Source organism: Parabacteroides sp. ZJ-118, assembly GCF_011038785.1.
Taxonomy (GTDB): domain Bacteria; phylum Bacteroidota; class Bacteroidia; order Bacteroidales; family Tannerellaceae; genus Parabacteroides.
The window spans coordinates 178437-192604 of record NZ_JAAKDT010000002.1 but is presented as its reverse complement, the minus strand read 5'-3'; the positions used below and the strand labels follow the sequence as shown (position 1 = coordinate 192604).

Genomic DNA, 14168 nt, shown 5'->3' with positions numbered 1-14168 from the left:
AATGCTAAAGATTCCCGGTCAAAGAGCTAAAAGCCTTTACTCTATTACTTCACCTTATATGCCATAAGAGCAAACCCGTGACGGATATACAACACGCCATTCACGATAACCGGATGCGCCCAATGCGGTCCTACGCCTTTCGTGATACGGAACTCGCTGACGATATCGAACTTCGCAGGATCCGGACGAACCAACGCCACGGCACCCCGGCGCTCATCATAGCAATACAACATGCCGTCGGCGGCGATGATGGAGCCTTTGCCCTTGCCTCCCGACCAAGTGGTCTCATAGCCTTTCTCTCCCGTATTCCAATCGATCGCGCACCAGTTGCCTTGGTTGTTGTTGATCCAGTTAGAACCATAGATTGTGCCGTTCACCTCCACGTAACCGCCATGGTGTGTGTCCAGTACGTCCGTGCGCCAAACGACTGAGACACTTTTCAGATCTTCGCTCAGCTGGAGCATGACACCGTTGATATCATAACCGTGGCAGAAGAAGATTTTACCATCCTTGAACAGCGGGGTGTTCGGGGCGATATTGGCCCATTTACCCTCTTTCGGACCCCAATCAGCGAACGACCACTCGACCGTTCCGTCATCCGGGTTCACGCCAATCACATGCTTTGCCGTGGAGCCGATGATCTGACGTTTCCCCTTATAACTGATCAACATCGGGGAGACGTAAGCCCCCGTGTCGCCAAACGACTTGGTCTTCCAGATCAGCTCACCGGTGTTCTTGTTCAAAGCCACCATCGTGGTTTGATCACCGGCCGGGGTATAAATCACCTTATCATCATAGACTAAGGGACATTCGGAAGTTCCCCAATTGCCGGTCTTACGGCCATAAAGCGTACCACCGTCTACTTTCCATACGATCTTACCCTCCTTAATATCCAGACAAACAATCTCACCGGAGCCACTGATCACATACGCCTTATCGCCATCGATAGCCGGCGTGGTACGAGTCTCCGGATAGGTATCGTCCCAAGGTGCGCTATAGGGCACCTCATACACCTTCTTTCCATCCAAGGTATAGGCGGAAAAGATCTCTTGAGTCTCATCCTCGTTCATACCCGTGATATACAAGCGATCGTTCATGATCAGCGGGCTAGAATAGCCTTTACCGGCATCCATCGTTTCCCATAACAACTCCGGGCCGCCCACAGGCCATTCTTTTAACAACCCCGTTTCCGGATAGGTACCGTTCCGTTCCGGCCCCCGCCAGCCATAAGGCGATTGCGCCTTCACGTCCGTAAGGGCAAGGCAAGCCATGACGATGCCTAGACCATACCATCTCATCTTTTTCACTGTAGTCATATTCATCTATTTTTATATTTGTTATTTAATCTTGAAAGCCATCAACGCATTGCCATGACGGATATAAAGGATGCCCTCATGGATAACGGGATGCGCCCAATGAGGACCTACGCCCTTCGTGATACGGAACTCGCTCACCACGTCGAACTTCTCGGGGTTAGGGCGAACCAAGCCCACCGTTCCCCGGCGCTCGTCATAACAATACAACATACCGTCCGCCGTGATGATAGAGCCCTTTCCCTTGCCTCCCGGCCAAGGCATATCATATTTGGTCTCACCGGTATTCCAATCCACGGCTACCCAGTTGCCGGAACCGTTGTTGATCCAGTTGGATCCATAAATCACACCATCCACCAACACGAAGCCACCATGATGCGTATCCAAATCGTTGTTCCTCCATACCAGATCCGCCTTGGTAGCATCTACGTTCAAGCGCAACATAAAAGAGCCCATGTTATAGCCGTTACAAACGAAAAGGCGACCATTATGGTAAAGCGGGGTATTGGGGGCGATCGACTCAAAACCTTTCGCCAAGTCTTCCGGAGAACGTCCCCAATCACGGAAAGTCCACTCGATCTTACCCGTTTCCGGATCCACGCCGAAAACGCTCTTCCCGGTCACGCCCACGATCTTCATCTTTCCGTTATTCATGATCAAGAGCGGGGAAGTATACGAGCTATGCTCTCCCAAAGGCTCACTTTTCCACGCGGTCTCTCCCGTCTCAGCGTCCAAGGCCACCATAGTAGTCTGAGTTCCTCCCGGCGTATAAATCACCTTGTTATCGAATACCAACGGACATTCAGACGTACCCCACTTCCCGGTCATACGTTCGAACTTCTTGCCGCCGTCTACTTTCCAGACAATCTCGCCATCCGCCGTATCCAAGCAAACGATCTCACCCGATCCGCTTATCAAATACGCTTTCCCATTCTCTATGGTAGGGGTGGTACGGGTCTCCGGATAGGAATCTGCCCAAGGCGATCCATAGGCGGTCTGATACAATTTCTTCCCGTTCAGAGAGTATGCGAAAAAGATCTCCTGCGTTCCTTCGGCATCCATACCGGTAATATACAAACGATCGTCCACGATCACCGGGCTGGAATATCCCTTCCCCAGCTCCATCGTTTCCCATAACAACTCCGGGCCGCCCACAGGCCATTCTTTTAACAACCCCGTTTCCGGATAGGTACCGTTCCGTTCCGGCCCCCGCCAGCCATAAGGCGATTGCGCCTTCACGTCCGTGAGGGCAAGGCAAGCCATGGCGATACACATGCCTCCTAAACTTATTCTCCACATTCCATTCTGTCTCATTTTATATCTGATTTAAGTTACTAATAATTCCTTTCATTAAGCACACTAGCTTTAGGCGCCTCTCCATCCATATCCAGTTTCGATCTTCTTACCTCCTGCCTCACCAGCCTGCGGACAAACCCGATGACGCATCCTACGAAGAACAGCGTAAAGCAGAAAGCCAACAGCCAAGCAGCGCTCCCTGCGTTCGGAAAATTGACGCCCACGCTGCTCAAGGCCCCGATAACTCCCGCCAAGATCGCATATAACGGGACGAGGATGTTCTCCTCGCAAAAGATCCGTTCGATCACCCGATCGGGGAAACCCAATATACGGTACAAGCGAATCTCGTCACCACGCATCGCCAGATTCTTGCGAATGACGATGATGAAACTAAAGATTCCCAACAGCAAGCCTAATCCTCCCAACGTCATGAAGATAGTCAGATAGGTATCCGTTACCGTATTGAATTGCCGTAAGCGGTCGTTCGTGGTCGTTACCTGCACACCATATTCGCTCAAGGCTTGCGAAAGGAGCGTCTTTACCTTTTCCTTCCGAGATTCCCCGATCTTTAGCAAGAACACCTCGCTACCGGTTGTCTCTGCCCAGATCTCGGAGAACAAGGCTTGGTCTATCAAGACATTCCCTTGGAATACAGAGTTAGACAAGGTACCCACCAACCGTATCGCGACCGATTGCCCCAGATCTCCCTTATAATATAGTGTATCTCCCAGATCCATACCGATACCCCAAGTCAACACCGTAGCATCCACCAAGGCCGGGTACACGTCGTCCGTACACTCACGCATCCGTTCGAAAATGAGCTCGCTTTCTCCATAAATCGTTTGCTCAATCCGGAAATCACTATTCGACAACGCTTTCATATCTACCCCTAGTACCGTAGGGGTCGTTACCTTGTTCAAGTTTAGGCAACTGGCATCATCTGCGTTATAGCGCAGGCATTGCAGGATCTCCGTATCCTCCGGTAAATCGGAAAGAGATAATTTCGCCTTACCCTCGGACGTAGACAAATCGTAATAGACAGGAACGCTACTCTCGCACCAAAGGCTGTATCCTCCCGTACCGGCACGTATCTGTGAGCTATCCCCGAATCCCTTCCGGTTCAAGCCTACCGAAAACACGATAAAGGTTCCGATAGAGAGCGCAAAGAAAGATAACAGAGCTTGTTTCCTGTTCGCATATATAGTACTCCAAACCAATTGGCTTCGGTTTAATACAGAAGAACGCTCGGATCCTTTTCTCGCAACCCAATAGTCGCCTCCTAACGCCGCCGTCACGATCCATGCGGCACCGATAAGCATGAAAAGAGGAACAGAACGCAGGAGCCATACATTTACGCCGATTATGGCGATCGTCAGCATACTCGCCACGATCACCCCGATTCTCTTCTTCCGTAAAGAGGACCGGGGCGGACAGACCTTGCGGCTTCTTTCCCGCAACGCCCGTACGATCGCCCACCGGAGGAAGCCCAAGGAGAGCCCGACGCTCACCAACGTACCGCCCACGAGCGTCCACATGCCGGGGTAGACCTTAAAGCCGTCTGTCTGCGTGACCCCTTGCCATACTCCCCCCAGCAGCCACATGACAAGCCCCGTATATAAGAGTCCCATGACCACACCCACTACGGAGACGAGCAGCACTACCGGGGCAGACTCTTTCCACAGCATATCCACAATACGTTTCCGGGAATAGCCTATCGATCGCAGCAAGTCGATCTCATGACGGCGCTGATACAACATTTCCGACAAGGGATTCAACATAAGCAACACGGCAGATACAATGATAAAGAACCCCAAGGCAAGGAACAATCCGGCGAAGTCCACCCCATTACGGGCGGCATAGATCCCCGTCTCCCGGGGATGCGTCAGCTGGATACCGAACATATCCGGATGAAGGCCCGTCAAGTCGGCGCCCGCTCCGGAGATACGGATCGCCGTAGCGTTGCCGTAGGCGTTCGCCCAATCGGTAGAGACGGCATCGTAGGCCACGATCGCTTTCGGGGCGCTACGGTATAGGTTCCAATAGCGTTCATCCTCGTCGGTGATCCGATCCATATCGATGGGGAGATCGCTATCCCAGTCCGTGCATCGCTCCACGTCGGAAAGGCCGGGAAAATCGGCGCTCAAGGAACCGTCGGCCAGCCATTCGGAGAGGGGGACGATTTGTCTCACCCGTAGCCGGAGGGTATCTTCGCCCAGCCGCTTCAATCCCTCCGATTTATAATAGCTTATCCGCAAGGTATCGCCCGGCTGCACGCCCAAGCGACCGGCGGCATAATCGGACAGCAATACCTCGTCCTTCCCGAGGGTATGATTCTTATAGCGATCCATGGCGGTAATGAAGGAATAAGGGATCGAGGCAACACCTTCCCGCTCTATGGAATTGGCCAGGTAGGAGAACAGGCGGTTCGAAGTTGGGTTATCCCGGCAGATCGTTTCCACGGCCTGCCCTAGCAAGAATATCCGGTCGGAAGAGATCTCCGTAAAGTCCGCTTTTCGCCGTATCTCCAGCCCGGATAAGCCGGGATTCCATATACTGTCCAATTCCGTAGAGGATACCTGTCTGTCCGTCCGTATCAAGTTGATCTTTCCCTCCACGTCCAGCGCTTCCGCCAAGAACTTCCGGCTCACGAAGACGTTAAGGGGGAGTGTTTGCTCATTCCTAAAACTCAGGTTGCCGCCCTCTTCCACCGAGAGGATCCCCCCGTTGAACAAGCGCAGGCTGGTCGTATAGTTCTTGGTCACAAAAAGAGAGCCAGACGGAACCATGCCAGTAGCCGGCAGGCGAAGCACCAGATCCTCGGAAGCCTCTAAGTCCAGCTCCTCCGACAAAGCCGGGTTGATCTTGGCCGAGCCTTCCGGCAGCGAAAGATCATCGACACCCCATACGGACACGGGAACCAACCTGCCGCCACGGGAGATAAAACCGTCGGTCAGCAAAACTCCCCGAGCTGATTCTCTCAGTGGGGAAGCGGAAAGGATCAAGTCAGATATAAAAGAGTTACGGGAAAAGATAACCGTCTCGGTATCTCCCAAGCGCTCCGTAACCCGCCGGACCAACGTCATGCGAACCGAATCACCGACGACCAGACTGCCTACGATGACGGCCACGGTGATCGCCGCCGCCACGGCCACCAAGCGGTAATAACGGGCGAAATAGCATATGTTCCGATACAAAAGCTGTCGTTGCCTCATCGTAAGATTCCTCCCTCCAGCGTTAGGATACGGCGGGCGAACGACGCGGTCTCGTCGGAGTGTGTCACCATTACGATGGTCGTCCCCAAGCTTCGGTTGATCTCAACGAAGAGGGATACGATGTTCAAGGCGTTCGCACGGTCGAGCTGTCCGGTAGGCTCGTCGGCCAGTAGCAACAGGGGTTTACGTATCAAGGCCCGGCAGATGGCCGCCCGGCTTGCCTCGCCTCCCGACAAGGTGGCGGGATATTGGTCGGCCAGCGCAGATATATGGGTGAGTTCCATCAACCGACGTGCGTATTCCACCTCTTCCGGACGGCTCTCGTCGGCGGTGGCCAAGGTGGGAAGCAGGATATTCTGCAACACCGTGTATTGCGGCATCAGGCGATAATCCTGAAAGACGAAGCCGATGTCCTTGTTACGCACGATGTGCAAGCAGTCTAGGTCTCGCACCTCCATATTCCCCATCCGGTAAGTGCCCTTGTCCGGAAGCTCTGCGGCACCAAGTATCCGCAGCAGGGTGGTCTTCCCCGAACCCGAAGCTCCCTTGACGGCGATAAACTCACCATCCTCCAGCTCCAGATTCACACCTCTCAGCACATGGTTCAGACGATTCTCGCCGTCCCGATAGCTTTTCTCTATTCCCTGTAATTCTATCAATGCCATATATCCTCTTATTTTACACGTCACTGCCCGCCATATGTTTAATTATTTCCAAAACAAAACAACGTCCCCTTCGCTGTGAGGATGAAGAAATGATCCTTGATGATAGCCGGAGAGCCTATGATCTGCTCGCCCGTATCATATTCCCATTCCAACACTCCACTCTTTGCATCCAAGATGGAGACGATGCCCGTCTTCGTGCATACAATCACCTTGTCGGAGCACACTACCGGTGAGCTTTCCCCGACGCGACCCTTCAAGAGATACTTCCAGCTCACCGTCCCATCGATCCTGTCGATCGCATATAAATGACGATCGCCAGACAAAACATACAGCCTGTCGTTCGTAACGGCAGGCACCGAGACGAAAGAGCCTCCCTCATCCGTCGCCACGAATACCTTTCGTTGCCGGGTAATCTTTCCGCCTTCCAGGTTTAACTCATAAATGTCCCCCGCATAGTCGCCCACATACGCATAGTCGCCCCGGATAGCGGGCGAGGCCGGGACATAAGCATCTATCAAGAGGGAATCTGTGCGCATACCGGTCTTGCAATCAATGACCCGTATCCAGGAGTCGCATCCCCCGAACAGCACATGCTTCTTCCACAAAGCCACCGCCCCGTTCAAATAATAGCCAGACTCAAAGCGGTTGATCTCTTGTCCCGTCCGCTCGTCCACACAATACAAGTAGTTATCATAGCTACCGAATACGATCGCCTTCCGTCCCTCGAAACCCACCCGGTTCGGGGAGGCAGAGATCTGCCCCATCGTCTCGAAGTTCCATAGCGTGTCGCAGGTCTCCAGCGAGATCGCACTCATCCATCCATCCATCCGGCCGATATACAAGACCGAGTCGTGCACCATCGGAGTAGCCTCCACGGGCGAGCCCAAGTCGTAAATAAAAGTCTCTTTCCCCTCCAAACCGATCCCCCGGACTTGCCCTTTCTTGTCGCACCAATAGGTAGTTCCCCCATAGACGATTGGGGAAGATACCGTACGAACTCCGCTCTTATAACTCCATAGCAAGGAAGGATTCCTTGGAAGAGACCGATCCGTATATCCGCTCAGGGAAGCGTTGCCACGGAAAAACGGCCAGTTCATGCCATCCCCACCGTCCATCGTATCCTCGCCCTCCACACAACCGGCCTGCAAGCCTGCCATACCAATCAATAGACATAACCACTTCATGATTGTCCCCCTTCTCTTAATCCGTTAGATATAAAGCACCCGTAGGACACAGTCCGGCCAACTCCTCGTTCACGTTCACCCGGCTCTCCTCCGGGATCACCACCCGCATGCCAAATCCCCGATTCCTAAAAGTAAAGCCATCCTCGCTATTATAGACGCAAAGGCCACAACGGATGCACTTGGCCGGCTCAAACCACATCCGACCCCTCACGTGTATCCTCTCCTTCACCGGCAACAAAGAAGACGCCTCGTACCGCGGACGCTTGATGCCCACCCCGGTAGCATGCCTGCGGAGTTTGCAGTCCGAGCGCCCCGAACAAGCGCAATGCAAGCACCGGGAAGGTGTGGTGATAGTCTCTTTCAGCCATTCCTTCTCGGTCGGAGTGAAACGACCCAAACGGGAGATGAAGCTGGCTTTGTCCACTTTGCTCTCCAACGGAACCTCTACCAGCAAATCTTCCTTGGCAGCCAGTTCCTTGATGATCGCACGGATCTCCACCGCCCGATCTACCGTGCCCCGGCGGCAAGCCTTCTCGCAAGGGGCCTTGCATGTATCGCACCCCACTTCTGGCAAAGGAAAGACAGAAGCCAACAACGCACGGGCCTCAGCAGGACGAGCGGCATCGTAGAGATACAATACACGCTCCACGTCCAAACCCTTCGGACAGACGACTGAGCACGGAGCCTCGCAGTCCGCCCGGTGGTCGCTCAATAAAAGTTCCAACGATAAGATACGAAGCCGCCTCACCTCCTCGCTATCCGTCTCGATACGCATCCCATCTGTAGGATATGTGGAGCAAGAAGGGAACATCCGGCCCGACACGCTATCCCTCACCACGCACACCATGCACGAGGACTTATGCTTCGCCCCTTTCGCATAACACATGGAAGGTATCTCAAAACCCGCCCGGCGAGCCACCTCAATCAAGGTCTCCCCCTCCAATACCTCTATCTCTTTATCGTTAATCGTTATTACCATAACCTTCTGATTTTAATGACACCTTCCGTATAGCGTCGTACTGACATTCCTCCATGCATAAGCCGCACAAGACACATTTCGCCACATCAATGGAATGCTTCTCGTAGGGCGTATAAGGGATTGCGTCGGAAGAACAGACTTTCGCACATTTGGTGCAGCCCACGCAATCGTCCGTGATCACTAGTTTCACCATGTCCTTGCACGTTCCCGCACGACAGAAACCCCGTACGTGCTCCTCATACTCCTCCCTGAAATACTTCAAAGTAGCCAGCACTGGATTCGGCGCCGTCTTGCCCAGTCCGCAAAGAGCCATCTCTCTCACGCTCAACGCCAGCTCTTCCAGCTTATCTATATCGGCTATCTCCGCTTTCCCGGCACACAGCTTATCGAGAATATCCAGCATACGGCGGATACCTACCCGGCAAAACGTACACTTTCCGCACGACTCATTGCATGTGAAGGAGAGAAAATACCGGGCCACGTCTACCATGCAATTACTCTCACCCAGTACGACCATTCCCCCGGAACCCATGATGGCGCCCATCTTGGTAAGGGCATCGAAATCTACTTCCGTATCACACAGCTCGGCCGGGATACAGCCCCCCGAAGGACCTCCCGTCTGGACTGCCTTCAACCTCTCGCCTCCTTCCATACCACCACCGATCTCCTCGACGATCTGATTCAGGGTAGTACCCATAGGTACCTCGATCAATCCTCCGTGGCGTACCTTACCCGCCAAGGCAAATACCTTCGTTCCCTTGCTGTTCTCCGTGCCGATCCGTCGGTATTCCTCGGCTCCATGGGTAATGATATACGAGATCTGGCTCAGCGTCTCCACGTTATTGATCAGCGTTGGACATCCGAACAATCCCTCCACCGCCGGATAAGGCGGGCGTTGCCTCGGGAACCCCCGCTCCCCCTCAATGGAAGCGAGCAAGGCAGTCTCCTCGCCACATACGAATGCCCCGGCTCCCTCGAAGATGGAGATCTCGAAAGAGAAATCACTACCGGCGATATGCTCGCCTACTAGATTTCTCTCCCGGCACAGCTCGATCGCTTTCCGTACACGGATCACGGCCTGCGGATATTCCGCACGGATATAGAAGATTCCCTTATTGGCCCCTACCGCATACCCGGCAATCAGCATGCCCTCGATCACCCGCAAGGGATACGACTCCAACAGGATACGATCCATGAACGCCCCCGGATCGCCCTCGTCACCATTGCAGATCACGTATTTCTCCGGCCGATCCGAGGCAGCTACCAGTTTCCACTTCCGTCCGGTGGGGAAACCGCCGCCTCCCCGCCCGCGCAGTCCGCTCTGCAAGACCATGTCGATAACCTCCCGCCGCCCCATCGAGGCAACGGCCTTCCGCAATGCCTCAAAACCGCCCCGAGTAACATACTCGTCTATATCCAAGGGAGATATCAAACCGTACCCCTCCGTGGAGATCCGCTTTTGCCCGGCCAGGAAGGTATTGATGGCACCAGTACGCTCTTGTTCCGATTTCCAAAGGATATTATCCCAGGTCGTATCCGTATGGAACATGTCGATATGGTTCAAGAGGGCGTTTTTCAATCGCCTTAACCGGCTGGCCGGACGGAAATGATGCAGCAAGATCTCCTTGATCTCCTCCGGCCTCACGTTCGGATACCGCACGATAGAGCCATCCGGCAGTGCCACGTCGATAAGGGGCACTTGGTTGCACGCACCGACACATGATACCGGTTTTATATTCACGTTAATCCCCAATTCATCACAAGCCTCGTTCACCGCTTGATAAATTCCAGCGGTTCCGCTGGCCTGACAGCAGTTCTCCATACCCAAACGAATCTCTCCCGCCGCCTGGCGGGTAGAGTTTTTCTTCTCTTCCTGTGCCTGCTCTTGGCTGAACGCCTCAAACTCATCAAGCACCTCGCTCACCCGCCCAGGTTGAACATGCCCGTATATCTTCTCGTCGATCTGCACCACCGGGGCCAAGGCGCAACATCCTAGACAGGCGATCTTCTCGATGGAATACTTTTGGTCACCTGTCGTAACACTATCCTCCGCAATGTTCAGTTCCCGCCTGAAAGCATCGTACACGTTGTTCGCCCCCTTCACGTGGCAGGCCGTACCGGTACATACCTTGATAATATGCCTGCCGTAAGGGATGTGGCGGAACTGGGAATAAAAGGTCGATACGCTGATCATCTGCGCCCGGTCGATCTCCGTCCGCTCATATACTCTATGCAAGGCATCCGAAGGCAGATAGCCGAACTCATCCTGTAAAGCCTGCAACAATGGGATGATAAACCGCCGTGATGTACCGACCCGGTCGATGATCGCATCCACCCGTGCGATCATCACCGCCAAGGCCTGCCCTTCGTTATTTTTACAATCATGACATGCCATATCACTTCGCCGCTACACAATAAATACTCTTTTCCGTACGCACCACGATCTTTCCATCCGTAAATGCGGGAGTGGCCATCGTACGTTCGCCGGTCTCGAAAGAGGCCAGTAACTTGAATTCCTTATCCGTGGAGAAGATATGCATCTTCCCGTCATTGCTGAAAAGATAAAGCTTACCTTCCACGATCATCGGAGAAGAATAAAACTCCACGTTCAACTCATGCTCCTTCACCAAGGCTCCGGTCTTGGTATCATAGGCCGCCAAGACACCATAACTTGTCGCTATGTAAAGAAGATCTTTCGTCGCCGCCGGACTAGACACCTCGGGCAGATAGTCCGAGCTTTCCCATAATATCTTTCCGTCCGCACCATTGATAGCCACCAGCTTCGCATACTCGTTTGCTCCGAATATCACGCCGTCAACGCTACACGGGCAAGAGCAAACCTCACCACCCATGCAATCCACCTGCCATAATTGCTCTCCAGAAGCCGGATTATAAGCGGTGATCGCAGGATTCCCCATCAAGATCAACTGCGGTTTCTGATCTACGTATGCGATCGCAGGCGAGCTCCAGCAACTCTTACCCGCCCGATTCTTCACCCAGCGCTGGTTGCCGGTAGCCACATCCAAGGCGATCAATTTCGGATCCGAATTATTATCATACTGTATGAAAAGCGTATTACCCCAAATAAGAAGCGAGGAGGCGAATCCATAATGATTATCGGGAACCCCGAGATTCTTTCCCCACAAACGCTTACCCTCCATATCAGCGCAAATCACGTCGCCAGTAGCAAAAACAGCACAAACTCGTTCCCCATCGGTCGCTACCGTGGAAGAAGCCAATCCAGTATCTTCCGTTACCTTCGGCAGAACAGAAGGCGAGCCGGGAATATCGGTAGCCTCCAAACTCCACTGGGGTTCACCGGTTGTCAAATCATAGCAATACAGTTCCCGAGCCTTATCATCAGCCCCTGTAAAGAACACATGATTACCATTGATTACCGGAGAATTATAGCCTTGACGGGGAACCTCTTTCTTCCACGCGATATTCACTCCACTCCCCAGATCCCATTTCACAGGAATACCCTTGGCAGCGGAAATACCATTCGAGTTATTTCCCCGAAACGCATTATGCGTAACTTTAGAGACAACTGGCCGAGGCTCTTCACTAACTGCCGGAAGAACCTCATTGGCCAGAGTCGCATCATTAGTGGTATCATCTATCGTATCTCTCGCTTCCGCAGGCACATGCTCGTCGATCATGTCGAGTTCATTCGCCGGGACTTCCGGTTTAAGAGGTGTCTCAGCAATCTCACTGTCATCCACCGCTTGTGCATTCTCAGCCAACAAGGTCTCTGCGGCCTCTCCATCCGTCTTATCCGTCTTCAAGAAAGGAGAAGACAAACATACAAACAATAAAGCGACTACTACCAGTCCAAGCGTACCCCACGTTATGTATTTACGAGATTTAGACTTCAGCATCCATTCATCGATCGGGTCGATCTCTTTATCTGGAATATGCATCTCTCCCTTGAAATAAAAACGTAAACTAGTAACGAACACGAGCACCATTCCCAGCAAGATATAAACACCTAGCTTCAAGTGATCCGCCTGTATAAAGTAGGCTCGGCGAGCCAATAAATCCAATTGCCGGATCTGTTCCTGTAATTCCAGATTATCCGAGCTCGTATCGTTCAATTGCTTCAAGGTCTCCACAACCTCCATCTTGAGAGGGGAGACACCTCTCACCTGAAAATAGTTCGTGATCAACATCACGGATAACGAGATGATAAATATAGCCGTAATAGCGGCTACATTTCTGTAGATATCTTTGTTCATGATTCTGATAATTTCTGCGATTCAACACTAGGCTTATTCTGGGGGCAATAACTGAAACACATTCCACAAGCGACACAATCCGCATGATGGATCTCATATCGCTTACGGGTACGCCTCACGGAAAGCCGGATCAGGGCGAGTCCAATCACCAAGCCGATGAAGGCTCCCGCTACTGTGGAGTAAAAACGGAACTCTTCTTGTTTCGCCTCATAAGTACTCGCCAGCTCCTCCATGGTACGACCTTGCCCATAGAAAGCTTCCAGCTCCAATGAGAGTTCCTCTTCCGGATTCGCCTCATGTTCCTCCACCAGATCATACAAACGTACCTCCTTATTCGCACGGCTTAAATCCGGGCTCGCCGAACGCATTAAAAATGCCCCCGATACAATCAGTAGCGGTAATATAGCCAGATAACCCACTAGCCTTCGTACACCTGCGGTACGCTTCTCCTTCACCTTGTTGGCATACGGCGCACGGATCGCATCTACCGGACAGGAGTTATGGCATAGCTCACAATTGATACAGTTTTTCCGGGTAAGACGGATCTTCCAGATAGATACCGAAGAGAAAAGACTCAACAACGCCCCATAAGGACATAAGAATCGACAAAACGGTCTTCCCGTGAAAACAGACAGGATCAACAATAAAGCCCCGAACAAGATAAGCCCCACATCACCTCCTAAACGGAAGATACCAATAAACGGATCGAACTGGCAAATGATAAAACGACTTCTCGTCACCGCATACAAAATTGCGAATATCAGATACAGCCATGGGATCATCCCCAACGCTACTGTAACCGCCCTTGAAAGTCGGTAATTCTTTACGTTCACCAATTCCTGCAAAGCTCCGAACGGACACACACCGGCACAAAACACTCGCCCGAACAGGAAAGCGAACAGCACCGGCAAGATGAAAAACAATAATACCGTCAATGGCAAATGATACGTAGAGTCTACCATAGCCAACGCTATATTCTGGATCGATCCGATACTACACACACAGCCACTCCGGAAAAAACCAAAATAGGCCACCGAGATCACCGATATCCAGAATATAGGTCGCCGGGTACGCTTCTTATAAACCGCCCACGTTACGATGCCCATTAAGAGTATCAGCATAAAGATATCCAGCCACACCCACAAGGTCTCGTTGGGCACAACATAACTCAACTCTGGATACTGATAACCGGACTCGAAATCCGGTTTCGGGAACCGGATTTGCGCTTGAGACATTCCCCTCAAGGATGCCAAGACGCTTATTGATAACAACTTCCTCATCCGA

Annotated in this window: 9 protein-coding genes; all 9 read right to left on the bottom strand. The window is 52.5% G+C overall.

All coding sequences use genetic code 11. The features are described from left to right. Positions 1–44: 44 nt before the first annotated feature. Genes G7Y39_RS01665 through G7Y39_RS01625 form a run of 9 tightly spaced genes read right to left on the bottom strand, consistent with a single transcriptional unit; the run spans position 45 to position 14164 of the window. A complete protein-coding gene (locus G7Y39_RS01665) occupies positions 45–1316 on the bottom strand; it encodes a PQQ-binding-like beta-propeller repeat protein (protein WP_165154433.1) in 1272 nt (423 codons plus the stop codon). A gap of 21 nt (positions 1317–1337) precedes the next feature. Then, positions 1338–2627 carry a PQQ-binding-like beta-propeller repeat protein gene (locus tag G7Y39_RS01660; protein WP_241159940.1) on the bottom strand — a complete coding sequence of 430 codons (1290 nt, stop codon included), beginning with the start codon at positions 2625–2627 and terminating at the stop codon, positions 1338–1340. A gap of 20 nt (positions 2628–2647) precedes the next feature. Beyond that, positions 2648–5821, bottom strand: coding sequence for an FtsX-like permease family protein (locus tag G7Y39_RS01655; protein ID WP_165154431.1), 3174 nt, complete (start codon positions 5819–5821; stop codon positions 2648–2650). Next, positions 5818–6486 (bottom strand): ABC transporter ATP-binding protein, encoded by a 669-nt coding sequence (locus tag G7Y39_RS01650; RefSeq protein ID WP_165154429.1) that lies wholly within the window; start codon positions 6484–6486, stop codon positions 5818–5820. The genes G7Y39_RS01655 and G7Y39_RS01650 overlap by 4 nt, the downstream gene beginning before the upstream one ends. 38 nt (positions 6487–6524) lie before the next feature. Then, the gene (locus tag G7Y39_RS01645) at positions 6525–7670 is read right to left on the bottom strand and encodes a PQQ-binding-like beta-propeller repeat protein (protein WP_165154427.1); all 1146 of its coding nucleotides are present in this window, start codon (positions 7668–7670) and stop codon (positions 6525–6527) included. Between the two features lie 16 nt (positions 7671–7686). After that, a complete protein-coding gene (locus tag G7Y39_RS01640; RefSeq protein WP_165154425.1) occupies positions 7687–8649 on the bottom strand; it encodes a 2Fe-2S iron-sulfur cluster-binding protein in 963 nt (320 codons plus the stop codon). Beyond that, on the bottom strand, positions 8633–11044 hold the full coding sequence (locus G7Y39_RS01635) for an NAD(P)H-dependent oxidoreductase subunit E (protein ID WP_165154423.1): 2412 nt from the start codon (positions 11042–11044) through the stop codon (positions 8633–8635). Before G7Y39_RS01635 ends, G7Y39_RS01640 begins: the two co-directional genes overlap by 17 nt. Before the next feature lies 1 nt (position 11045). Next, a complete protein-coding gene (locus tag G7Y39_RS01630) occupies positions 11046–12884 on the bottom strand; it encodes a PQQ-like beta-propeller repeat protein (protein ID WP_165154421.1) in 1839 nt (612 codons plus the stop codon). Further along, a complete protein-coding gene (locus tag G7Y39_RS01625) occupies positions 12881–14164 on the bottom strand; it encodes a 4Fe-4S binding protein (protein WP_241159939.1) in 1284 nt (427 codons plus the stop codon). Before G7Y39_RS01625 ends, G7Y39_RS01630 begins: the two co-directional genes overlap by 4 nt. Positions 14165–14168 lie beyond the last annotated feature (4 nt).

Bases quoted from the DNA above. Each gene is read 5' to 3' on its own strand.
- G7Y39_RS01655 (WP_165154431.1), bottom strand. From the start codon at position 5,821: ATGAGGCAACGACAGCTTTTGTATCGGAACATATGCTATTTCGCCCGT.
- G7Y39_RS01660 (WP_241159940.1), bottom strand. From the start codon at position 2,627: ATGAGACAGAATGGAATGTGGAGAATAAGTTTAGGAGGCATGTGTATC.
- G7Y39_RS01625 (WP_241159939.1), bottom strand. From the start codon at position 14,164: ATGAGGAAGTTGTTATCAATAAGCGTCTTGGCATCCTTGAGGGGAATG.
- G7Y39_RS01645 (WP_165154427.1), bottom strand. From the start codon at position 7,670: ATGAAGTGGTTATGTCTATTGATTGGTATGGCAGGCTTGCAGGCCGGT.
- G7Y39_RS01635 (WP_165154423.1), bottom strand. From the start codon at position 11,044: ATGGCATGTCATGATTGTAAAAATAACGAAGGGCAGGCCTTGGCGGTG.
- G7Y39_RS01665 (WP_165154433.1), bottom strand. From the start codon at position 1,316: ATGACTACAGTGAAAAAGATGAGATGGTATGGTCTAGGCATCGTCATG.
- G7Y39_RS01640 (WP_165154425.1), bottom strand. From the start codon at position 8,649: ATGGTAATAACGATTAACGATAAAGAGATAGAGGTATTGGAGGGGGAG.
- G7Y39_RS01630 (WP_165154421.1), bottom strand. From the start codon at position 12,884: ATGAACAAAGATATCTACAGAAATGTAGCCGCTATTACGGCTATATTT.
- G7Y39_RS01650 (WP_165154429.1), bottom strand. From the start codon at position 6,486: ATGGCATTGATAGAATTACAGGGAATAGAGAAAAGCTATCGGGACGGC.